The 19994-nt window shown below is 71.8% G+C and carries 25 protein-coding genes; 12 read left to right on the forward strand and 13 right to left on the reverse strand.

Features of this window, described 5'->3' with window-relative positions; all coding sequences use genetic code 11:
* Positions 1–30: 30 nt before the first annotated feature.
* The gene (locus IEY20_RS03340) at positions 31–1521 is read right to left on the reverse strand and encodes a SulP family inorganic anion transporter (RefSeq protein ID WP_175329470.1); all 1491 of its coding nucleotides are present in this window, start codon (positions 1519–1521) and stop codon (positions 31–33) included.
* A 51-nt stretch (positions 1522–1572) separates the two neighbouring features.
* On the opposite strand from IEY20_RS03340, the gene IEY20_RS03345 reads away from it, so the two are divergent.
* Positions 1573–1956: a MerR family transcriptional regulator gene (locus IEY20_RS03345; RefSeq protein ID WP_175329471.1), complete on the forward strand. Its 384-nt coding sequence runs from the start codon at positions 1573–1575 to the stop codon at positions 1954–1956.
* Here the strand turns inward: IEY20_RS03345 and IEY20_RS03350 are convergent.
* Both IEY20_RS03350 and IEY20_RS03355 read right to left on the reverse strand, forming a co-directional pair.
* Positions 1945–2154, reverse strand: coding sequence for a hypothetical protein (locus tag IEY20_RS03350; RefSeq protein ID WP_175329472.1), 210 nt, complete (start codon positions 2152–2154; stop codon positions 1945–1947). The genes IEY20_RS03345 and IEY20_RS03350 overlap by 12 nt on opposite strands.
* Positions 2151–2489 (reverse strand): hypothetical protein, encoded by a 339-nt coding sequence (locus tag IEY20_RS03355; RefSeq protein WP_175329473.1) that lies wholly within the window; start codon positions 2487–2489, stop codon positions 2151–2153. Before IEY20_RS03355 ends, IEY20_RS03350 begins: the two co-directional genes overlap by 4 nt.
* A 214-nt stretch (positions 2490–2703) precedes the next feature.
* Between IEY20_RS03355 and aspS the strand changes: the two genes are divergently transcribed.
* On the forward strand, positions 2704–4044 hold the full coding sequence (gene aspS, locus IEY20_RS03360) for an aspartate--tRNA(Asn) ligase (RefSeq protein WP_175329474.1): 1341 nt from the start codon (positions 2704–2706) through the stop codon (positions 4042–4044).
* Between the two features lie 76 nt (positions 4045–4120).
* On the opposite strand, the gene IEY20_RS03365 is transcribed toward aspS, so the two are convergent.
* The 5 genes from IEY20_RS03365 to IEY20_RS03385 all read right to left on the reverse strand — a co-directional run bounded on the left by IEY20_RS03365 (position 4121) and on the right by IEY20_RS03385 (position 5884).
* On the reverse strand, positions 4121–4414 hold the full coding sequence (locus IEY20_RS03365; RefSeq protein WP_022902479.1) for a Dabb family protein: 294 nt from the start codon (positions 4412–4414) through the stop codon (positions 4121–4123).
* Complete coding sequence (locus IEY20_RS03370) at positions 4411–4665, reverse strand: glutaredoxin family protein (RefSeq protein WP_175329475.1); 255 nt, start codon at positions 4663–4665, stop codon at positions 4411–4413. Before IEY20_RS03370 ends, IEY20_RS03365 begins: the two co-directional genes overlap by 4 nt.
* Before the next feature lie 130 nt (positions 4666–4795).
* Complete coding sequence (locus tag IEY20_RS03375) at positions 4796–4894, reverse strand: 30S ribosomal protein bS22 (protein ID WP_003792170.1); 99 nt, start codon at positions 4892–4894, stop codon at positions 4796–4798.
* Between the two features lie 123 nt (positions 4895–5017).
* The gene (locus tag IEY20_RS03380; protein WP_022902482.1) at positions 5018–5212 is read right to left on the reverse strand and encodes a helix-turn-helix domain-containing protein; all 195 of its coding nucleotides are present in this window, start codon (positions 5210–5212) and stop codon (positions 5018–5020) included.
* Positions 5213–5368: 156 nt separating this feature from the next.
* On the reverse strand, positions 5369–5884 hold the full coding sequence (locus tag IEY20_RS03385) for an ArsR/SmtB family transcription factor (RefSeq protein WP_175329476.1): 516 nt from the start codon (positions 5882–5884) through the stop codon (positions 5369–5371).
* 74 nt (positions 5885–5958) lie between these two features.
* On the opposite strand from IEY20_RS03385, the gene IEY20_RS03390 reads away from it, so the two are divergent.
* Positions 5959–7392, forward strand: a complete 1434-nt coding sequence (locus IEY20_RS03390) for a TrkH family potassium uptake protein (protein WP_175329477.1) — start codon at positions 5959–5961, stop codon at positions 7390–7392.
* 16 nt (positions 7393–7408) lie between these two features.
* On the forward strand, positions 7409–8095 hold the full coding sequence (locus tag IEY20_RS03395; protein WP_031272492.1) for a potassium channel family protein: 687 nt from the start codon (positions 7409–7411) through the stop codon (positions 8093–8095).
* A gap of 115 nt (positions 8096–8210) precedes the next feature.
* Here the strand turns inward: IEY20_RS03395 and proC are convergent, their stop codons facing one another.
* Positions 8211–9041: a pyrroline-5-carboxylate reductase gene (gene proC, locus IEY20_RS03400; RefSeq protein WP_175329478.1), complete on the reverse strand. Its 831-nt coding sequence runs from the start codon at positions 9039–9041 to the stop codon at positions 8211–8213.
* Between the two features lie 60 nt (positions 9042–9101).
* Here proC and IEY20_RS03405 point away from each other — a divergent pair, with 60 nt between their 5' ends.
* The gene (locus IEY20_RS03405) at positions 9102–10058 is read left to right on the forward strand and encodes a cation diffusion facilitator family transporter (RefSeq protein WP_175329479.1); all 957 of its coding nucleotides are present in this window, start codon (positions 9102–9104) and stop codon (positions 10056–10058) included.
* Positions 10059–10106: 48 nt separating this feature from the next.
* Positions 10107–10481 carry a hypothetical protein gene (locus IEY20_RS03410; RefSeq protein ID WP_022902486.1) on the forward strand — a complete coding sequence of 125 codons (375 nt, stop codon included), beginning with the start codon at positions 10107–10109 and terminating at the stop codon, positions 10479–10481.
* 71 nt (positions 10482–10552) lie between these two features.
* On the opposite strand, the gene IEY20_RS03415 is transcribed toward IEY20_RS03410, so the two are convergent.
* Positions 10553–10984, reverse strand: a complete 432-nt coding sequence (locus IEY20_RS03415; RefSeq protein WP_022902487.1) for a nucleoside deaminase — start codon at positions 10982–10984, stop codon at positions 10553–10555.
* Between the two features lie 77 nt (positions 10985–11061).
* Between IEY20_RS03415 and upp the strand changes: the two genes are divergently transcribed.
* The 5 genes from upp (at position 11062) to IEY20_RS03440 (ending at position 16545) form a co-directional block, all read left to right on the forward strand.
* Positions 11062–11697, forward strand: a complete 636-nt coding sequence (gene upp / locus IEY20_RS03420) for a uracil phosphoribosyltransferase (RefSeq protein ID WP_022902488.1) — start codon at positions 11062–11064, stop codon at positions 11695–11697.
* Between the two features lie 496 nt (positions 11698–12193).
* Positions 12194–12961, forward strand: coding sequence for a winged helix-turn-helix domain-containing protein (locus IEY20_RS03425; protein WP_175329480.1), 768 nt, complete (start codon positions 12194–12196; stop codon positions 12959–12961).
* A 352-nt stretch (positions 12962–13313) separates the two neighbouring features.
* On the forward strand, positions 13314–13796 hold the full coding sequence (locus IEY20_RS03430) for a MarR family winged helix-turn-helix transcriptional regulator (protein WP_229727846.1): 483 nt from the start codon (positions 13314–13316) through the stop codon (positions 13794–13796).
* Positions 13793–15142 (forward strand): cryptochrome/photolyase family protein, encoded by a 1350-nt coding sequence (locus IEY20_RS03435; RefSeq protein WP_022902492.1) that lies wholly within the window; start codon positions 13793–13795, stop codon positions 15140–15142. The genes IEY20_RS03430 and IEY20_RS03435 overlap by 4 nt, the downstream gene beginning before the upstream one ends.
* Positions 15139–16545: a serine hydrolase domain-containing protein gene (locus IEY20_RS03440; RefSeq protein ID WP_175329481.1), complete on the forward strand. Its 1407-nt coding sequence runs from the start codon at positions 15139–15141 to the stop codon at positions 16543–16545. Before IEY20_RS03435 ends, IEY20_RS03440 begins: the two co-directional genes overlap by 4 nt.
* Positions 16546–16635: 90 nt before the next feature.
* Here the strand turns inward: IEY20_RS03440 and IEY20_RS03445 are convergent, their stop codons facing one another.
* Entirely contained in the window at positions 16636–17610 is a 975-nt protein-coding gene (locus IEY20_RS03445; RefSeq protein ID WP_188888903.1) for a carbohydrate kinase family protein, read from the reverse strand.
* Between the two features lie 142 nt (positions 17611–17752).
* On the opposite strand from IEY20_RS03445, the gene IEY20_RS03450 reads away from it, so the two are divergent.
* Entirely contained in the window at positions 17753–18328 is a 576-nt protein-coding gene (locus tag IEY20_RS03450; RefSeq protein WP_175329483.1) for a TetR/AcrR family transcriptional regulator, read from the forward strand.
* Positions 18329–18420: 92 nt separating this feature from the next.
* Here the strand turns inward: IEY20_RS03450 and IEY20_RS03455 are convergent, their stop codons facing one another.
* Positions 18421–19035 carry a superoxide dismutase gene (locus IEY20_RS03455; protein WP_175329484.1) on the reverse strand — a complete coding sequence of 205 codons (615 nt, stop codon included), beginning with the start codon at positions 19033–19035 and terminating at the stop codon, positions 18421–18423.
* Between the two features lie 45 nt (positions 19036–19080).
* Positions 19081–19587, reverse strand: a complete 507-nt coding sequence (locus IEY20_RS03460; protein ID WP_022903992.1) for a flavin reductase family protein — start codon at positions 19585–19587, stop codon at positions 19081–19083.
* Positions 19588–19994 lie beyond the last annotated feature (407 nt).

Genomic DNA, 19994 nt, shown 5'->3' on the forward strand with positions numbered 1-19994 from the left:
CGCCCAGGGGATTCACGGCTGCGGGGACGTTCAGCCCAGGTGCCCCGTGAGACGCCCGTGGATGGCCACGGATCCGGTGTCGAGGTTCTCGACGCGGACGGTCGAGCCGTGCTGTGCGTACCGCTGCTCCACCCCGTCGAGGGCCGCCACGGTGCTCGCGTCGAACACCTGCGCGTCGGACAGGTCGACCACGACGTGCTCCGGGTCCTCGGCGTAGGAGAACCGTGTGACGAGGTCGTTCGAACTGGCGAAGAAGAGCGCGCCACGGACCCGGTAGCGGACGGTGTGCTCGTCCACGGGCTCACGGACCACCGACACAACGTGGGCGGCACGACGGGCGAACACCAGGGCTGCGGCGACGACCCCGACGAGCACGCCCGTCGCGAGGTTGTCCGTCGCCACGACCACCACGACCGTGAGCACCATCACCGCGGTCTCGCCGAGCGGCATCCGACGGAGGGTGGCGGGCCGGACGCTGTGCCAGTCGAAGGTCGCCACGCACACCATGACCATGACGGCCGTGAGCGCGGCCATCGGGATCTGCGCCACGAGGTCGTGCAGCACGATCGTCAGCACGAGCACCGACGCCCCGGCGACGAACGTCGAGATCCGGGTCCTCGCGCCCGCGGTCTTCACGTTGATGACGGTCTGGCCGATCATCGCGCAGCCGCCCGTCCCGCCGAAGAACGCGGACGCGATGTTGGCGACACCCTGGCCCCACGACCCCCGCCACTTGCTGGACCCCGTCTCGGTGAGCGCATCGACGAGCTGTGCGGTCAGCAGCGTCTCGATGAGCCCGACGATCGCCATGCCGAACGCGTACGGCGCGATGATCCGGAGCGTCTCGAACGTGACGGGCACCGTGACGCCGTTGAACCCGGGCAGTGCGGTCGGCAGCGCCCCCTCGTCTCCCACCGTCGGCACCGTGACGCCGAAGAGGATCGTGATCGCGGTGATGACGACCACCGCGACGAGCGGCGCCGGGACGGCCCTGGTGATGAACGGGAAGCCGACGATCACCGCGATGCCGAGCGCGGTCAGCGGCCAGACGACGAACGGCACGTCGTGGCCGAACAGGTTCGGCAGCTGCGCGGTGAAGATGAGGATGGCGAGGGCGTTCACGAACGCGACGTTCACGCTCCGCGGGATGAAGCGCATGAGTCGCGCGACGCCGAGCAGACCGAGCACGATCTGCACCACCCCGCCGAGCAGGACGGCCGGGACGAGGTACGCGATGCCGTGGTCGCGGACGAGCGGCGCGATGACGAGGGCGACCGAGCCGGCGGCCGCCGACACCATCGCGGGTCGACCACCCACGATCGCGATGACGACCGCGATCACGACGCTGGAGAACAGGCCGACCGCCGGGTCGACACCCGCGACGACGGAGAACGAGATCGCCTCCGGGATGAGTGCCAGGGCCGTCACGACACCGGCGAGGACCTCCCGGGTGAGCATGCGCGGGGAACGGAGGGCGGCGAGGACGCTGGGCGGCGTCGGGGCGTGGGTGATCACGGACATCGGCGGCGACTCTACCGTCACGTCAGGGTCGGGTTGCTACGGTTGCGCCTCATGAACACGATGCACATCGGCGAGCTCGCGGAACGCGCGGGGATGTCGCTGCGCACGATCCGGCACTACGACGAGGTCGGACTGCTCGTGCCCAGCGGCCGGACGGCGGGTGGCTTCCGCGTCTACACCGAGGGGGACCTCGAGCGCCTGCTGGTCATCCGACGCATGAAGCCGCTCGGGTTCACGCTCGACGAGATGGCCGAGTTGCTGCGGGTCGTCGACGCCCTCGGGACGAGCGACGCCGAGGACGAGGCAGCCCTCGCAGCACGGCTCGACGAGTTCCTCGAGGACGCCCGCGCCCGCCACGCGAAGCTGCTCGAGCGCGCGGGCATGGCCGAGGAGTTCATCGGTACGCTCGGTTCGCTCCGCGCCTCACTCCCCTGACAGCTCGCCGGCTTCGATCAGTCGCCGGCGCTCGCGCCGGGCCGCCTTCCACTCCGCCTGCCGTCGGATCAACTCGTCGTGCTCACGGATGAGCCGCCGGGCTCTCCAGGGTCGCAGCCGGTACTTCCGCCGGATGCGCTGCCGCCATTCCTCCTGACGCCGATCGATCAGCGCCAGTACCGGGTCCTCCGCCGTCATCGTTGCTCCTGCCCCGTGATGAGTCCGAGGACCATCGTGCCGAGCACCGCGTCGTCGTCGCGAAGCATCTGCATGTCGTACATCGCGTCAGCGCCGACGAGTCCGACCTCGGACCGGCCGACGTCCGGATCACACGCCTGGTCGACGATCCAGACGAGTCGAGACCATGCCCGATCGCGCTCTTCCCGAGCGACGTCGCGCCGCCACCGCACGACCACCCAGACCCCGCCGACCACCGCGACGACCAGCGTCAGCCCGGTCGTCACGACCGCCGCCACCACCGTCGCCACCGCGGCAGGCGGCCAGGCCGCGAGCCCCTCGGTCCCTGCCGTCACGGGACCACCCCCTCGAACTCGCGACCCGGCCACGTCGTCGACGCTACGGACCCGGCGACGGCGATCCGCGCCTCCCGACCGACCTGTGGACGACGCACACGACGCGAGCCGCTGTGGAGGAGCGGCCGTACAGCGAGTCGCTGTGGAGGACCGGCCGTACAGCGAGCCGCCGTGGAGCAGCGGCCGCGCAGCGAGCCGGATAGACTCGCTCCCCGTGATCGAACGCACCCGCATCGCCGACCTCGCCGCACTCCCCGACGGACCCGTCTCCGTCGCCGGATGGGTGGAGACCGTCCGAGACCAGAAGAAGGTGCAGTTCGTCGTGCTCCGCGACGAGACCGGCGCCGCACAGCTCGTCAACCCCGCCACGCGCGAGGCCGAGGACGGCGACGACACCGCGCAGGTCGCGCTCGCCACCACGAACGAGATCTCCGACCTGGCCAAGGGGACGTTCGTGCACGTGCAGGGCACCCTGAAGCACGACGAGCGCGTCAAGCTCGGCGGTCTCGAGGTCAAGGTCGGCTCCCTCACCGTCGTGAGCGCCGCGATCCCCGAGACGCCGATCGCGGACGACTCCTCGCTCGACAAGCGACTCGACTGGCGCTTCCTCGACCTGCGGAACCGCAAGCAGAACCTCATCTTCCGCATCCAGACGACGATGGAGCACGCGTTCCGCTCGTACTGGATCGACCGCGACTACATCGAGATCCACACCCCGAAGCTCATGGCCTCGGCGTCGGAGTCGCGCGCCGAGCTCTTCCAGCTCGAGTACTTCGAGACGACCGCGTACCTCGCGCAGTCGCCGCAGAACTTCAAGCAGATGGCACAGCCCGCCGGGTTCGGCGCCGTGTTCGAGATCGCCGACGCCTTCCGCGCCGACCCGTCGTTCACGAGCCGGCACGCAACCGAGTTCACGAGCGTCGACGCCGAGATCTCCTGGGTCGAGTCACACCAGGACGTCATGGCGATGCACGAGGAGGTCCTCGTCGCCGGCTTCACCGCCGTCAAGGAGAAGTACGGCGCGGAGATCGAGGAGGTCTTCGGTTTCGAGTTCGTCGTGCCGGCCGCACCGTTCCCCCGCGTCACCCTGGCCGAGGCCCGGAAGATCGTCGCCGACAGCGGCTACGACGTCGTCCGCGCCGACGGCGACCTCGACCCCGAGGGCGAGCGCCGCGTGAGCGCCTGGGCGAAGGAGACGCACGGCTCGGAGTTCGTGTTCGTCACCGACTACGACGCCACGATCCGGCCGTACTACCACATGCGCCATGAGGACGACCCGACGCTCACGAACAGCTACGACCTGCTGTTCAACGGCGCCGAGATCTCGACCGGCGCGCAGCGCGAGCACCGGGTCGACCGGCTCGCCGCCCAGGCGGAGGAGAAGGGTCTCGACACCGCCGAGATCGACTGGTACCTCGACTTCTTCCGCTACGGCGTCCCGCCGCACGGCGGGTTCGGCATGGGTCTGGCGCGCGTGCTGATGCTCGCGCTGCACGAGCCGTCGATCCGCGAGGTCACCTACCTCTTCCGCGGCCCGACGCGCCTCACCCCCTGACAGCCCCACCGACACGACGACGTCCACCCTCCGACAGGAGGGTGGCCGTCGTCGTGCGCAGGCCGGGAGGCGCGGGTCAGCTCTCCCAGTCGATGGCCGCCCGCCCCGTGACCAGTCCGCGGATCTCCGCCGCGGCCGCCTGGTGCTCGGGGTGGACCTGGTAGGCGTCGAGCCCGGCGAGGTCGTCGAACGTCGCGACGACGGCGAGGTCGCTGTTCTTGTCGGGGTAGGCGACGTTCTCGACGACCTCGAGCGACCGGATCGACGGCACGGTGCCGACCAGGCCCGTGAGGAGCTCCCGGACGCGGGCGATGGCGGCGTCGCGGTCGACGTCCTCGCGGAGGGTCCAGGCGACGACGTGGCTGATCATGCGGAGGCACCTGCCTTCTCGAGGGCACGTCGGAGCCGGTCGGCGTCGACGTGCCAGTTGCTGTGGACGCGCCCGTCGACCAGGACGACGGGGATGTCCTCCGCGTACTCCTCGCGGAGGGCGTCGTCGTCGAGGATCGACCGCTCCTGCAGCGTCGTCCCGGGGTGTTCGGCCACGACCCGCTCGACGATCGGTCGTGCGTCGTCGCAGAGGTGGCATCCGGGCTTGGTCAGGAGGATCACGGCGGGCATGTCCCCAGCGTAACGAGGTCCGTCCGGAGCCACGCGGAGCATGCGCATCGCCCTCGCCCTCGCCGCGGGAACACGAAAGCCCCGGCGAACCGGGGCTTCGGGTGCAAGTACTGGACGTACTTCGCTGCGCCTACTTCTTGTTGCGACGCTGGTGACGCGTCTTGCGAAGGAGCTTGCGGTGCTTCTTCTTCGCCATGCGCTTGCGGCGCTTCTTGATGACAGAACCCATAGTGGACCTCGCTCGGAACGATGCTGATGTGTGGACACCGCGCCCGTCGGGACCGCGGAAAATCAACCCGGCCGAGTCTAGCGGAGCGCGCCGGTCCTGTCGAACACGGCACTCCGGGGCTGCTCAGCCGACGTCGGCGATGCCACCGCGCAGGACGTCGGCGACCGCCGACTCCGGCACGCGGAAGGACCGACCGAAGCGGATCGCGGGGAGCTCGCCGGCGTGCACCATGCGGTACACGGTCATCTTCGAAACGCGCATCATCTCCGCGACCTCGGCCACGGTGAGGAAGCGCACGTCGTCGAAACTGCCGGTCATGATCCGCCTTCGGGTGCCTCGTGCGGTCCGCTGGGCGTCGCGCGCACGGGTTCGGTTGTGACCTGTGTGGTCTCTGATCACTGTAGAGGCCGCTGGGAACGCGTGTCCAGGTGCTCGGTCACGACTCGGCCACGGCGCCGCGCGGGCAGGAGCCGGTCAGTCGTCCTCGCCGCGGCGCGTGAAGCGCTTCCGGCCGCGGTCGACGACCCGCTCCCAGCCCTGCTGTGCCCCGGTCAGCGCCGCCGACGCACGGTAGGAGGCCTCGGCCATCACCCGGCCGAGCTCGGTACCGACCTCGACCGTGGCCTTGCCCGCGGCGCCGTTCCGGCGGACCGACACCGGCTGGCCGTCCGGGGTCCACGCGGTCGTGGCCGGTGTGCCGTCGGCGTCCATGGCCCCCGTGAACGCGAGCACCCACTCCTCGACCGGCAGCAGCGGCTCCGGGTCGAGGCGGTAGTAGCGGTGCTGCCCTTCCTCGCGGCTGGACACGAGCCCGATGTCCCGGAGGACACGGAGGTGCTTCGACACGGTGGGCTGGCTGACCCCGAGCTTCTCGACGAGCTGGCCGACACTGAGCTCCCCGCCGGTCACGTCCGAGCCGTACGCGGCGAGCAGTGCTCCGAGCAGTTCGCGCCGGGTGGGGTCCGCCACGACGGAGAAGATGTCGGCCATGGGCCAAGGCTAACCGCCCCGTCGCGGATGTACCATGCCATGCGACCCGCCCATGTCCCGGGAGGCATACGAGCATGCTGGAGCACACGGAGCCGTTGCGCGCGGGCCCCTCGCCGGCGCGACGCCGGGCAGCGCAGGTGGCCGCGGTGCTGCGGTCCTCCCCCTCCCGCCTGGCGATCCTGGTCTTCCTCGTCCTGGTGTTCGTCTTCACGTCGCTGTTCATGACACCGTGGGCCGCTGCCGACGGACGGCCGACGCAGTTCTCGGACGCGCTCTTCACCGCCGCCTCGGTCGTCTGCGTCACAGGCCTCGCGACGGTCGACATGGCCACGCACTGGTCCGTGTTCGGCAAGGTCGTCATCGTCGTGGGCACGCAGATCGGCGCGGTCGGTGTCCTCACCTTCGCGTCGATCCTCGGACTGGTCGTCACCCGACGGCTCGGACTCCGGGCGAAGCTCATGGCCGCCGGGGACTCGAACCCACTACGCACCCACCACGGCGCCGTCCCGGAGGGGCAGGCCGTCCGGCTCGGGGAGGTCGGCACGCTCCTCGCCACGGTCGCCGTGAGCACGCTCACGATCGAGGTCGCCGTCGGCCTGCTGCTCCTGCCGTCGGTCCTGGTCGCCGGCTACCCGTTCTGGACCGCGGTCGGCGATGCCTTCTACTACGCGGCGATGGCGTTCACGAACACGGGGTTCTCCCCCAACGCCGAGGGCCTCACCCCGTTCGCGAACGACTACTGGTTCCTCTCGCTCATCATGGTGGCGGTGGTCGCGGGCTCCATCGGGTTCCCGGTCATCCGCACCATCACGAAGCAGTTCCGGACGCCACGGCGGTGGTCGCTCCACGTCAAGCTGACCCTCGTCACGAGTGCCGTCCTGCTCGTCGTCGGCGCGGTCGTCTACACCGGGCTCGAGGCCTCCAACAAGGCCACGCTCGGCGATGCCGGTGCCGGGCACACGGCGTTCCAGGCGCTGTTCTTCTCGACGATGACCCGGTCGGGCGGCTTCGCCACGATCGACGTCGAGCAGATGCACGGCGCGAGCCTGCTCGTGACCGACATGCTCATGTTCATCGGCGGCGGCTCGGCGTCCACCGCCGGCGGGATCAAGGTCACCACCCTCGCGGTCCTCTTCCTCGCCGCCGTCGCGGAGGCCCGCGGACGCCGGAGCATGGAGGCGTTCGGCCGTCGGATCCCGAGCGACGTGCTCCGCGTTGCGGTCGCCGTCGTGCTCTGGGGCGCCACGATCGTGGCGGTGGCGACGATCACGCTGCTGCAGATCACCCGCGACTCGCTCGACCGGGTGCTGTTCGAGGTCATCTCGGCGTTCGCGACCTGCGGCCTGTCGTCGGGCATCTCCGCCGAGCTCCCGGAGGCCGGCAAGTACGTGCTCGCCGCCACGATGTTCCTCGGCCGGGTCGGTACAGTGACGATCGCCGCCGCCCTCGCCGCGAGCCAGGCCCGGCAACTGTTCCGCCGCCCCGAGGAGAGGCCGATCGTTGGCTGACCGCACCCGCACGCCGCTGCCGTCCACCCACCCGCTCGCCGGGGCCGTCAGCCACGACGCCCCCGTCCTCGTCATCGGCCTCGGGCGCTTCGGCGCCGCGACCGCCGGGCAGCTCGAGCGGCAGCACCGTGAGGTGCTCGTGGTCGACACCGACGCCGGCCTGGTGCAGAAGTGGTCGGACCGCGTGACGCACGCCGTGCAGGCGGACGCCACGGACATGGACGCGCTCCGGCAGATCGGCGCGCAGGACTTCGCCATCGCGGTCGTGGGCGTGGGCTCAGACCTCGAGTCGAGCGTCCTCATCACGGCGAACCTGGTCGACCTCGGCATCCCGCAGATCTGGGCCAAGGCGATCAGTCGGTCGCACGGCGTGATCCTGTCCCGCATCGGCGCGAACCACGTCGTCTACCCCGAGCGCGAGGCCGGCGAACGCACCGCCCACCTCGTCTCGGGTCGGATGCTCGACTTCATCCAGTTCGACGAGGACTTCGCGGTCGTCAAGATGTTCCCGCCGCGCGCGGTCCGGGGGAAGGACCTCGCGACGACGGTCATCCGGACGCGGTTCGGCCTGACGGTGCTCGGCATCAAGACGCCGGGCCAGGCGTTCGTCCCCGCCACACCGGAGAGCGTCATCGGCGAGGAGGACGTCATCATCGTCTCCGGCGCCACCGCCGACTTGGAGCGCTTCGCCGCCCTCGAGTGACGCCCGGTCCGCCACGCGCGGCGGTCGGCCGCCAGCCCCACGTCAGCCGGGAGGCCCGTGGCGGGGCCGCACCGCACCTCCCGGCCGTCCCGTGGCGACGACCACCGCAGCCGCGTCAGCTCGCCGCGATCTCCTCGGCACGCGCGATCGCCGCGCGCGACGCGCGCAGGAGCGTGCCGGAGAGGTCCGCGTCCTGCAGGACGGCGACCGCTCGCTCGGTGGTGCCCTTCGGGCTCGTCACGGCCCGACGGAGCTCCGCGGGGGCCTTGTCCGACGCCTCGAGCAGCGCGACCGCGCCGCGCACGGTGCCCTGCACCATGGTCGCGGCCTGCTCCGGCGTGAAGCCGAGCTCCTCCGCCGCGCGCTGCCACTGCTCGACGAGCAGGAAGACGTAGGCGGGCCCGGAGCCGGACACGGCGGACAGCGCGTCGAGCTGCGACTCCGGGACCTCGATCACGGAGCCCGACACGGAGAAGAGCGAGGAGGCCAGCGCGACCGCGTCCTCGTCGGCGGACGCCCCGGCGCTGATCCCGGTGACGCCACGCCCGACGCCGATGGGCGTGTTCGGCAGGGCGCGGACCACGCGGACGCCGGCCGGGACGGCCCGCTCCATGCTCGCGGTCGTCGTGCCCACCGCCACGCTCACGACGACGGTGCCCGGCGCGAGGTCGTCGGCGACCTCCGCGAGCAGGTCGCCGATCGCGTACGGCTTCACCCCGAGGACGACGAGTCCGGCGCCCCGGACCGCGGCGCGGTTGGCGTCGGGCTCCGCGTCGCTCGCGTGCGCGTCCAGGCCGCGGGCCCGGTGCGCCGCGGCGGACTCCTCCGACTTCGTCGTGAGGGTCACGGTGGCGGGGTCGAGGCCGGCGGACAGGAGCCCGTCGAGGACCGCGCCGGACATGGAGCCGACGCCGAGGAGTGCGGTGCGGGGCAGTTCGATGGTCATGAACCCCGACCCTACCGACGGCCTAGGATCGTCAGGCAGGCCAGGACTGAAGGGGTACCCGTGAGCGCTTCCGGAGGCACGAAGGCGATCTTCGCCGCACTCGGTGCGAACATCGGCATCGCGATCGTGAAGTTCGTCGCGGCGGCGATCAGCGGATCGGCGTCGATGCTCGCGGAGGGCGTGCACTCGCTCGCGGACTCCGCGAACCAGCTGCTCCTGCTGCTCGGCGGCCGACGTGCCCGGCGCGCCGCCGACGAGGAGCACCCGTTCGGCTACGGCCGCGAGCGCTACGTGTACGCGTTCGTCGTGTCCATCGTCCTGTTCTCGGTCGGCGGTGTGTTCTCGCTGTACGAGGGCATCGAGAAGCTCCGGAACCCGCACCCCCTCGAGAGCTGGTGGCTCCCGGTCGCCGTGCTCGTCATCGCGATCGCCCTCGAGGGCTTCTCGCTCCGCACCGCGCTCCGCGAGGCCGCGCCGAACAAGGGGTCGCTGTCGTGGGTGCAGTTCGTGCGCCGCGCGAAGGCGCCCGAGCTCCCCGTCGTCATGCTCGAGGACACCGCGGCGCTGACCGGCCTCGTCTTCGCGCTGTTCGGCGTCGGGCTGACCGCGATCACCGGCAACGGCGTGTTCGACGCGATCGGCACGATCCTCATCGCCGTCCTGCTCATCGCCGTCGCGCTCGTGCTCGGCGTCGAGACGAAGAGCCTGCTCGTGGGCGAGGGTGCGACCGCGGCCGACGTCGCCCGCATCAAGGACGCGGTGCTCGACGGCCCGGAGGTCGACTCGATCATCCACATCAAGACGCTCTACCTCGGACCGGACGAGCTCATGGTCGGCGTGAAGGTCGCGGTCGACGGCGACCGACGGCTCGGCGACGTCGCAGCCGGCATCGACGCCGTGGAGCACCGGGTCCGGCAGGCCGTGCCGATCGCCCGTGTGATCTACGTCGAACCGGACGTGCTCCGGACCGGGCCGCGTCCGCCGACCGAGGCGATCGTCCTGCGCGCCGCCGACTGAGGCTGCCCTTGCTGGCGGCGGACCGGTCCGCTCCGGGACGATGAGCGCATGACCGTGCTGAAGGACGTCCTGCTCATCCTCCACTTCGTCGGGCTCGCCGCCGTGATCGGCGCGTTCCTGTTCCAGGTGCGCCGGAAGGGCGGGTTCGAGACGAACTGGGTCATCATCGGCCTCGTCACGCAGCTCGTCACCGGCCTCGGCCTGATGGGGGTCGTGGACGCGACGACCGACGGGGGCGCGAACCACGTCAAGCTCGGCGTGAAGCTCGCCGTGGCCCTGGTCGCGCTCGTGCTCGCGTTCGTCGCTCGGTCGCGGCAGAAGCGTGCGGACGCCGGGCAGGCGAAGGACAAGGCCGCGTTGCCGTTCTTCCACTCCGCCGGCGCGCTCGCCATCGCGAACGTGCTCATCGCCGTCATCTGGTGACCGGCTGACGGCCGGGAGGCCCGTGGCGGCGCCGCCACGGGCCTCCCGGCCGGCACACCCCGCGGAGCGCGTCAGCGCCGCGCGGCGAAGAAGTCGTCGAGGAGCGCCGCGCACTCCCCCTCGAGCACCCCGCCGACCACCTCGGAGCGGTGCGGCAGACGGCGGTCCCTGGCGACGTCGTAGACGCTCCCCGTCGCACCCGCCTTCGGGTCCCACGCGCCGAAGACCACGCGCGGCACCCGTGCCGCGAGGATCGCCCCGGCGCACATCACGCACGGCTCGAGCGTGACCACGAGCGTGTGCTCCGCGAGGTGCCAGTCGCCCGTGACCCCGGCGGCGGCCCGGAGCGCGAGCACCTCGGCGTGCGCGGTGGGGTCCTGGAGCGCCTCACGCTCGTTGCGTCCCGTCGCGACGACCTCGCCGGCAGCGTCGAGCACGACCGCGCCGACGGGCACGTCACCGGTGTCGAGGCAGGCCCGCGCCTCGACGAGCGCGGCACGCATGGCGTCGACGTAGGGGCGGGCGGCGGGTGCTTCCACGCGGACCTCCTGGCACTCGGCAGCACGGTAGGCTCGACCCTATGCGAGTCCACGTCGCCGACCACCCGCTCATCACCCACAAGCTCTCGGTGCTCCGCGACCGGACGACCCCCTCTCCGACGTTCCGGGCCCTCACCGAGGAACTCGTCACGCTCCTCGCCTACGAGGCCACGCGGAACGTCCGGGTCACCGCCACCCCGATCGACACCCCGGTCGCGCACACCATGGGCGTCGCGATCGCGAAGCCGCGCCCGCTCGTCGTCCCGATCCTCCGCGCGGGCCTCGGCATGCTCGAGGGCATGGTCAAGCTCGTCCCCACCGCCGAGGTCGGGTTCCTCGGCATGGCCCGGAACGAGCAGACGCTCGAGCCGCAGACCTACGCCGAGCGCCTGCCCGACGACCTCTCCGGCCGGCAGTGCTTCGTGCTCGACCCGATGCTCGCGACCGGTGGCACCCTCGCCGCCGCGATCGACTTCCTGTTCGACCGCGGCGCGGAAGAGGTGACCTGCGTGTGCATCCTCGGCGCGCCGGAGGGCCTCGCCGCCGTCGAGCAGGCCGTCGGCGACCGCAACGTGTCGATCGTCCTCGGCGCGCTCGACGAGAAGCTCGACGAGAACGGCTACATCGTGCCGGGCCTCGGCGACGCCGGCGACCGCCTCTACGGCCTGGCCGAGTAGACGACGCGCGGTCGCTCCCGCGACCGCCAGACGGACGGGAGGCCCGTGGCGGATCCGCCACGGGCCTCCCGTCCGTTTAGCGCGTGCCCGCGGCATGCACCGTCCGGTCGGACGGTTGACACCGCGTTGGTATCCCACCCATACTCGTGCCATGACTGCAACCGTGTCCGCCCGCGTCCTCATCGAGGCACAGGGGACCATCGGCATGATGATGCCGACGATGTCGGTCATGCGTTGTCGAATGTGTGCCTGATCGGCACCCGTTCCAGCCGGATCCCCCGCGACCCCACCCCGGTCGCGCAGGCGTGATCCCCGGGTGACGACCTCGTCGACGACGCCAGCCGTCCGACCAGGTCACTCCCCGTACCCCCGGGTTCCCCGGTCCGCAGCAGGACCGCAGGGACGTCACGGCGAACCCGCCGTACCCGGGCCGACGCATTCGACACCGGTCGCACCTCCTCGCTCCACCCGCGGCCGTCCTCCCGGAGAACCAGCCATGTCGCTCACCATCGCTCAGCCCCGCACCCCGCTCCGTACCGCGGCCCCCGTCCCGACCGACCTCGGCACCGTGACGCCGCTGCGTCCCCGCCGTCAGCCGGCGACCCCGCAGGCTGCTCCCGTCCCCACCAGCCCCGTCGTGGCCCCGCAGCGCAACCGTGCACTGCCCGAGGGCACCGAGGCCCGCGGCTTCGCCCTCTACGTCGGCATCGACGAGGCGAAGGCCGCCGCCGCCGGCACGACCCTCGCCGCCGTCGTGGAGCAGCTCAAGGCACTGACCGCGCAGCTCGTGCCGACCTCGGAGACCTACGCCGCGGTCGCCGTCGCGGCCGAGGGCTCCGGCGGGCGTGACGTCGACGTCGTCCGGCTCGCCCTGCAGGACCGCTCCGCCGTCGCCGCCCGCAAGCAGGCCGAGAAGCCCGAGCCCGAGGAGACCGGCGTCGTCATCGACATCTCCCGCAAGCGGGTGACGCTCGACGGCGAGCCGGCTCCCCTGACCTACAAGGAGTTCGAGCTGCTGCAGTTCCTCGTGCTCCGCGAGGGCCGCACCGTCGACCGCTCGGCCATCATCGACGGCCTCTGGTCGGACGGTGAGGACGAGACCCCGAACGAACGGACCATCGACGTCCACGTCCGACGGCTGCGGTCGAAGCTCGGCGCGTTCGAGGAGATCGTGCGCACCGTCCGCGGCGTCGGCTACCGCTTCGACCGGCACGCCGACGTCGCTGTCCGGTACGCGTCGACGCCGTCGCCCGACCTGTTCTGATCGTTCCAGCGGGTTCATCGGCCGCTCATGGTGAACTCGCAGCGAACGAGCCGATCGCGGGCTAGCGCGCCGTTACCGCTTCGTTATACAGTCGAAGACGCAGGCAGTGTTTGCTGTGGCACCGCCTGTGGAATGTGATTGCAGGACACTCTTGGTGCAAGGGAGAGGGCCGGTCGTCTTCGGACGGCCGGCCCTCGTGCTTTCCGGAACTGCACCGTCCTGCAAGGGAGAGGGCCGGTCACCCATCGGGTGGCCGGCCCTCGTGCTTTCCGGAACTGCACCGCTCGCGCACGCGTCCGTCTGTCGGGCGTCGTCGGTAGGGTTGGGCGACGGACCAGAGGGAGCACGCAAGGTGAGTGACAAGGCCACTGCGGTCGCAGCGTGGGAGGCACTCTTCCGCGCACAGGTGCAGGTGATGCGGAACCTCAACGCGGAGTTCCCCGGCGGGGAGATCTCGTTCAACGAGTACGACGTCTGCTTCAACCTTTCGACCCAGCCCGGTCGACGCTCCCGGATGCGTGACCTCACCGGGCACCTCCTCCTCACCCAGCCGAGCGTGAGCCGTCTCGTGGACCGCCTGGCCTCGCGCGGGATCGTCGAGAAGCAGCCAAACCCCACCGACGCCCGCGGCGTGTACGTCGCCCTCACTGCCCACGGCTTCGACGTCTACCGCTCCGTCGCCGTCCAGCACGCCGCGAGCATCGCCGCCGTGCTCGGCGCCGGTCTCAGTGACGGCGAGCTCCGCACGCTGACCGAGCTGTGCACGAAGGTCCGCCGCGCGGCCGGTCAGGGAGTCACACCCAGCCGTCCCTCGCCCGACACGGCCTCCGTGTGAGCGGCGCGATCGTCTGGCTGCGCGACGACCTCCGTCTCGCGGACAACCCGGCCCTCCGCGCCGGCATCGACCACGGCGGCTCGCTCACCGTCGTGTACGTCCTCGACGACGAGTCACCGGGCGTCCGGCCGATCGGGGCCGCGGCACGGTGGTGGCTGCACCACTCGCTGACCGCGCTCGACGAAGCACTCCGGGAACGCGGGTCGCGCCTCGTCCTCCGGCGTGGCGCAGCGGCGGACGTCATCGACGCCCTCGTCGCGGACTCCGGGGCCGACGCCGTGTTCTGGAACCGACGCTACGGCCACGCGGAACGCGACATCGACGCCGGGATCAAGGCGAGCCTGCACGACCGCGGCGTCGAGGCGCACAGCTTCGCGGCGAACCTCCTCTGGGAGCCGTGGACGGTCACGACCGGTCAGGGCGCGCCGTACAAGGTGTTCACGCCGTTCTGGCGCGCGACGCAGGCCTTGCCGGAACCGCGGCACCCCCTGCCGAAGCCCCGCGACCTGCCCGGGCCCGCCGACGTCTCCGGCGACGACCTGGCCGACTGGGCCCTGCTGCCGACGAAGCCGGACTGGGCGGGCGGGCTCCGCGACGCCTGGACCCCGGGCGAGCTCGGCGCGCACCGACGCCTCGAGCACTTCGTGGAGCACGCGCTCGAGGACTACGGCCAGCGCGACGAACCGTCGATGGACGCCACGAGCGGCCTGTCCCCGCACCTGCGCTGGGGCGAGATCAGCCCGTACCAGGTGTGGCACCGCCTGCACGGACAGCTCGAACCGTCGCAGCGCCAGCAGGCCCCCGCGTTCCTCCGACAGCTGGCGTGGCGCGAGTTCAACTGGAACGAGTACTTCCACTGCGAGGACATCGCCACCGTCAACGTCCGACGCGAGTTCGACGCCTTCCCGTGGCGCGACGCCTCCGAGGCCGAGCTCGGCGCCTGGCGCACGGGCACCACGGGGTTCGACCTCGTCGACGCCGGCATGCGGGAGCTCTGGCACACCGGTGCGATGCACAACCGGGTCCGCCTCGCGACGGGCAGCTTCCTCGTGAAGAACCTGCTCGTCGACTGGCGGGTGGGCGAGCGCTGGTTCTGGGACTGCCTCGTCGACGCCGACGCCGCGAACAACCCCGGCAACTGGCAGTGGGTCGCGGGTTCGGGCTTCGACGCCGCCCCGTACTTCCGCGTGTTCAACCCCGAACGGCAGCTCGAACGCTTCGACCCGCACCGGGAGTACGTCCGCCGGTGGGTCCCCGCCGACGAGGACCGGCCGGAACCGATGGTCGACCTCAAGGAGTCGCGCCAGCGTGCGCTGGACGCCTACGAGCGGATGCGCCGCTCGTGACCCAGCACGACGAGCTCGCGCGGATCGACGCCCTCTTCGCCGACCGGGTCGCCCGTGGGGTCGCACCGAGTTCCGTCTGGGGTGTGTTCGACCGCACCGGGCTCGTCGCGTCCGGTGGCCACGGCGACCGGGGTGACGGCCTCGCGCCCGACGCCGGCACCGTGTACCGGATCGCATCCTGCACGAAGAGCGTCACCGCGGCCACCCTGCTCGCGCTCGTCGCCGACGGCCGTCTCGATCTCGACGCTCCCGTCGCCCACCACGTCCCGGCGTTCGGCGCCGTCGTGCTCCCCACCACCGACTCCCCCGTGCCGACGATCCGGATGCTGCTGACGATGTCCGCCGGCTTCCCGACGGACGACCCCTGGGCCGACCGGCAGGAGTCGATCAGCGACGCCGACCTCGACGCGGTGCTCGCCGGCGGGCTGCTGTTCGACAGCGTCCCCGGCACCCGCTTCGCGTACTCGAACCTCGGGTACGCGCTCCTCGGCCGGGTCGTGGCCGACGTGACCGGCGAGCCCTACACCGAGGTGGCGTCACGCACCGTGCTCCGCCCGCTCGGACTCGACAGCACCGTGTTCTCCGCCGCCGAGGCCGACGGACACGTGGTGGTCGGCGTCCGACCCCACGCGGGGACCTGGGAGCCGCTCCCCCTGACCGGACCCGGTGCGTTCTCCTCCATCGGCGGTCTGTTCTCGACGGTCTCCGACCTCGCCCGGTGGGGCCGACACCTGGCGTCCGCGTTCACCGACGAACCCGAGGCCGGCCCGGTCTCCCCGGCCGACCGACGGCTCATGCAGCAGGCGATGCGGGTGGTCCCCCCGAGCGTGGTCCCCGGCTCGAGCCGCGCGACCGCGTACGGCTTCGGCCTCTTCGTCGAGCAGGACGACCGCTCCGGTCCGATCGTCTCCCACTCGGGCGGCTACCCCGGGTTCTCGGCGCACATGCGGTGGTCCGCGGAGCAGGGGTTCGGCGTCGTCGCGTTCGAGAACGCCACGCAGGCCAAGGTGTCCGCGGCGGCGACCGCGGCGCTCGACCTCCTGCTCGACGCAGCCGCACCGGCCGACGCCGTCACGGCACTGCCGGCGACGCGGACCGCGCAGCAGCGGGTGACGGCCTTGCTCGCGGCGTGGGACGACCGGCAGGCCGACGCGGTGTTCACCCCGAACGTCGCGCTCGACGAACCGTACGAGCGACGCCGACGACACGTGGCCGAACAGGTCGCTGCGGTGGGTGCGGACCTCAGCGCCGCGCCCGTCGAGGAGCGGTCGACGGCACCGACGCACCTCCGTTGGTGGCTCCCGGGGTCGTCCGGTCGGCTCCGTGTCGAGATCCGCCTCGCACCGCTCGCCGCCGGCCTCGTGCAGACGCTCCACGTGACGGCCGAGCGCAGCGAGTCCTGACCGACGGCGACCGCCGGCCGGGCGCGCTCGCAGACCATCGACCGCGGATCGCCGACGATCGACCACCGATCGCGTCTGAGCACGCCCCGGTCAGGCTGGCGGTCGACCTCCGACGAACCCGAGCGCCCGCGCCGCCACCCGACCCCCTTCACGAGCGGCCGAGCCGATGCGCACCGGGTCCGTCGCCCAGGCCCGGAGGAAGCCGGCCGCGAAGGCGTCGCCGGCCCCGAGGGTGTCGACCACGGTCGCGGGCGTCGCAGCGACGCGTTGCGGGCTGCGCCCGGGGCGACCGAGGACCGCACCCTCCGGCCCCACGGTGACGACCACGAGCGGGACGTGCTCGGTGAGACGGCGCACGGCCACACGGAGGTCCGTCGTCTCGGTCAACGCCAGGGCCTCGTCGCGCCCGGGGAACAGCACGTCGACCCCGGTCAGAGCCTCGAGCAGGGCGGCCGGTCCGAGCGTGTGGACCACGGCGACGGAGGACGGGTCGAGCGACACGCGTGCTCCACCGGCCCGCGCGCAGGCGACGAGCTCCGCCACGCGCTCCGCTCCCCCGCCGGTCAGCAGTCCCGCGCCGGTCAGGTGCACGATGTCCGCGCGTGCGACGAGGTCCGGCGGCACGTCCGCGGCCGACAGCACCCCCGACGCCGCCGGGTCGGACATCGCCGTGCGTCCGAGCGCGTTCCGGACGGACACCTCGGTCCCCGTGCTCGCGCGTGCGTCGTAGCGGATGTGCGGTCGCACGCCGGCGTCCTCGAGTCCGCGCTCGTGCCGGTAGACGTCGTCCACGCCGGTCCGAGCCACGAGGTCGACCTCGGCCCCGAGCCATCCCAACCACGTGGCGGTGTTGCCGCCGGCGCCGAGGGCCCGGTGCCGGATGGTGGCCGCCGGGTCGTGCACGCCCATGGCGCTCGCGGTGGTGTGGACGAGGATCCCGTCGAGGACGTCGCCGACCACGAGGAAGCGTTTCCCGACCCCGCGACGCCGTCCACGGTCCGCCGGGAGCGCCCGGGTGCTCGCGGGCGCTGAGGGCGGCACGACGTGCTCGTGGGACGTGGACATCGTCTCGAGTCTACGTGTACCCGAGCAATTCTCCGGTTTCCTCCGTGATCCCACAGGGAGGGACTGGCCGGATGTGCCGCACATCCGGTAATATTTCTTGTGGTCGCATCCGGCGGCCGTGCCACGCGCCCCGGAGGACCACGTGCCCAGGAAGCCCGATCCCACGCTCAAGCCCGCGATCATCGAGAAGGTCACCGAGCACCTGCACGACACCAAGCTCGAAGCCGTCTCCGTGCGGAGCCTGGGCCGGGTGCTGGGGACGAGTGCGTACCCGATCGTCTACCACTTCGGCTCGCGGGAGTCCCTCATCGACGCGGTCGTCGACCACCTCGAGCGCGACGTCGACGTCCTCGTCCTCGACCCGGAAGCAGACGAGGACGCCCTCGGAGCGTGGTTGATCGCCGTGTTCGGCGGGCTCCACCACCGCGAGCGGCTCCTCGCGGCCCGGCTCGCCTTCGAGCTCGGCGCGGTCGAGACCCTCGACGGCCGTGACCGCGAGCGGCTCGTGCACCGCGGGCACCTCGCGGCCCTCACCGCGTGGTGCTCGGCACACGGCTACCCGGTGCCGGCGGCAGCCGAGGCCGCGGCGGACGCCGTGCGGGCAGCACGCGGCGCACAGTGGGCGTTCCTGGTCGACCCGGACGAGACCGATGTCGACGCCGCGTTGCGCACCGTCGCCGACCGGCTCGTCACCGGCGCGCGCTGCGCCGTCGGATGAGCCCCACATGACGGACGGGAGGCCCGGTGCCAGCTGGCACCGGGCCTCCCGTCCGTCATCCGGGTCGCGTCACGCGACCCGCTGCACGCGACTCAGAGCGTGACGAAGCTCTGCGACTTGGCGTTCGCGAACCGGGCGGCGACGTTCTCCCAGTCGACGATGTTCCACACGGCCTTGACGTAGTCCGCCTTGACGTTGAGGTAGTCAAGGTAGAAGGCGTGCTCCCACATGTCGAGCAGGAAGATCGGCACGACGCCGAGCGGCACGTTGGCCTGCTGGTCGAAGAGCTGGAACGTGACGAGCTTCTGGCCGACCTGGTCCCAGGCGAGGACCGCCCAGCCGGAGCCCTGGATGCCGTTCGCGACGGCGGCGAACTGGCCCTGGAACTTCTCGAAGGAGCCGAAGAACTCGTCGATCGCGGCGGCGAGCTCGCCCTCCGGGACCTTCGTGTCCGGGCCGAGGTTGGTCCAGAAGATCGAGTGGTTGACGTGGCCGCCGAGGTGGAACGCGAGGTCCTTCTCGAGCTTGTTGATCGCACCGAAGTTGCCGGACTCGCGAGCTTCGCCGAGCTGCTCGAGCGCGGTGTTCGCCCCCGTGACGTAGGCCTGGTGGTGCTTGTCGTGGTGCAGCTGCATGATCTTGCCGCTGATGTGCGGCTCGAGCGCTGCATAGTCGTACGGCAGCTCCGGCAGGGTGTACTCAGCCATGTGAGGTCCTTTCGATCGGTGGTTGGCGGAACGGTGCTCCGCGGCTCACGAGAGCCGGGAACGGTCGGTGAGGGAGTGGAATTCCCGGTTGTGGTAGACGAGCGGCTCGCCGTGCCCGAGGCCGACGACGATGTCGAGGACCTCGGCGACCACGACGGTGGACGAGCCGATCGGGGTCGTCGAGAGGGGCCGGCAGCGGAGGGCGGTCGCGGCGCCCGGCAGGTAGCGGTCGCCCGAGGGCAGGGTGCCCCAGATCGGGTCGTCGGCGGCCGGGCTGCCGGTGCTCGCGAAGCGCTTGGCGAGTGCGACGCCGTGCGAGTCGACGAGGTGCACCACGAAGACCGGGGCGCCGAGGACGACCCCGGCCGAACCGGAGTTCGTCGACAGGGAGAACACCAGGACCGGCGGGTCGACGGCGACGCTGGCGACGCTCGACGCCGTGAGCCCGGTCGGGCCGTCGGGGCCCTCGGCGGTGATCACGGCGACGCCCGCGGGGTGGCCACGGAAGGCGGTCTTGTAGGCGTCGGTGAGGTCCGCGGGCGCGTCGGGCATGGCAGTCGTGGTCGTTCCTGTCCCTGGGGGTCGACCGCGTTCCTCGCGGCCACGTCCCAACGTAGGACTTGAACCATGGTTGAGGTCAACGATTCACAGGTTCCCGCGATCCCGGGCGTGCCGTGTGACGTCCCGTGACGCCCGGAGCGGGGCGCGCGGCAGGGCGCGGCTGGCCGGGACGCGCCGGGGCTGGGGCTGGGGCTGGGGCTGGGGCTGGGGCTGGGGCTGGGGCTGGGGCTCGGGCTCGCACGGTGCGAGGTGCCAGGCGCGCGCAGCGGACGGTGCGAGGTTCCACACACGGTGCGAGGCGATCACCCCCGCACGGTGCACGAAACCTCGCACCGCGCGTATCGGAGCGCGGACGGCTCGCACGGTGCGAGGTGCCAGGCGACCACGGTGCACGGTGC

Source organism: Curtobacterium luteum (genome assembly GCF_014646995.1).
In the GTDB taxonomy this organism is placed as follows: Bacteria; Actinomycetota; Actinomycetes; order Actinomycetales; family Microbacteriaceae; genus Curtobacterium; species Curtobacterium luteum.

What these genes read in the sequence shown, in the direction of transcription:
- IEY20_RS03340 (WP_175329470.1), bottom strand. Translation starts at nt 1,521, where the DNA reads ATGTCCGTGATCACCCACGCCCCGACGCCGCCCAGCGTCCTCGCCGCC.
- IEY20_RS03345 (WP_175329471.1), top strand. Translation starts at nt 1,573, where the DNA reads ATGAACACGATGCACATCGGCGAGCTCGCGGAACGCGCGGGGATGTCG.
- IEY20_RS03350 (WP_175329472.1), bottom strand. Translation starts at nt 2,154, where the DNA reads ATGACGGCGGAGGACCCGGTACTGGCGCTGATCGATCGGCGTCAGGAG.
- IEY20_RS03365 (WP_022902479.1), bottom strand. Translation starts at nt 4,414, where the DNA reads ATGATCAGCCACGTCGTCGCCTGGACCCTCCGCGAGGACGTCGACCGC.
- IEY20_RS03370 (WP_175329475.1), bottom strand. Translation starts at nt 4,665, where the DNA reads ATGCCCGCCGTGATCCTCCTGACCAAGCCCGGATGCCACCTCTGCGAC.
- IEY20_RS03375 (WP_003792170.1), bottom strand. Translation starts at nt 4,894, where the DNA reads ATGGGTTCTGTCATCAAGAAGCGCCGCAAGCGCATGGCGAAGAAGAAG.
- IEY20_RS03380 (WP_022902482.1), bottom strand. Translation starts at nt 5,212, where the DNA reads ATGACCGGCAGTTTCGACGACGTGCGCTTCCTCACCGTGGCCGAGGTC.
- IEY20_RS03385 (WP_175329476.1), bottom strand. Translation starts at nt 5,884, where the DNA reads ATGGCCGACATCTTCTCCGTCGTGGCGGACCCCACCCGGCGCGAACTG.
- IEY20_RS03390 (WP_175329477.1), top strand. Translation starts at nt 5,959, where the DNA reads ATGCTGGAGCACACGGAGCCGTTGCGCGCGGGCCCCTCGCCGGCGCGA.
- proC (WP_175329478.1), bottom strand. Translation starts at nt 9,041, where the DNA reads ATGACCATCGAACTGCCCCGCACCGCACTCCTCGGCGTCGGCTCCATG.
- IEY20_RS03410 (WP_022902486.1), top strand. Translation starts at nt 10,107, where the DNA reads ATGACCGTGCTGAAGGACGTCCTGCTCATCCTCCACTTCGTCGGGCTC.
- IEY20_RS03415 (WP_022902487.1), bottom strand. Translation starts at nt 10,984, where the DNA reads ATGCGTGCCGCGCTCGTCGAGGCGCGGGCCTGCCTCGACACCGGTGAC.
- upp (WP_022902488.1), top strand. Translation starts at nt 11,062, where the DNA reads ATGCGAGTCCACGTCGCCGACCACCCGCTCATCACCCACAAGCTCTCG.
- IEY20_RS03425 (WP_175329480.1), top strand. Translation starts at nt 12,194, where the DNA reads ATGTCGCTCACCATCGCTCAGCCCCGCACCCCGCTCCGTACCGCGGCC.
- IEY20_RS03445 (WP_188888903.1), bottom strand. Translation starts at nt 17,610, where the DNA reads ATGTCCACGTCCCACGAGCACGTCGTGCCGCCCTCAGCGCCCGCGAGC.
- IEY20_RS03455 (WP_175329484.1), bottom strand. Translation starts at nt 19,035, where the DNA reads ATGGCTGAGTACACCCTGCCGGAGCTGCCGTACGACTATGCAGCGCTC.
- IEY20_RS03460 (WP_022903992.1), bottom strand. Translation starts at nt 19,587, where the DNA reads ATGCCCGACGCGCCCGCGGACCTCACCGACGCCTACAAGACCGCCTTC.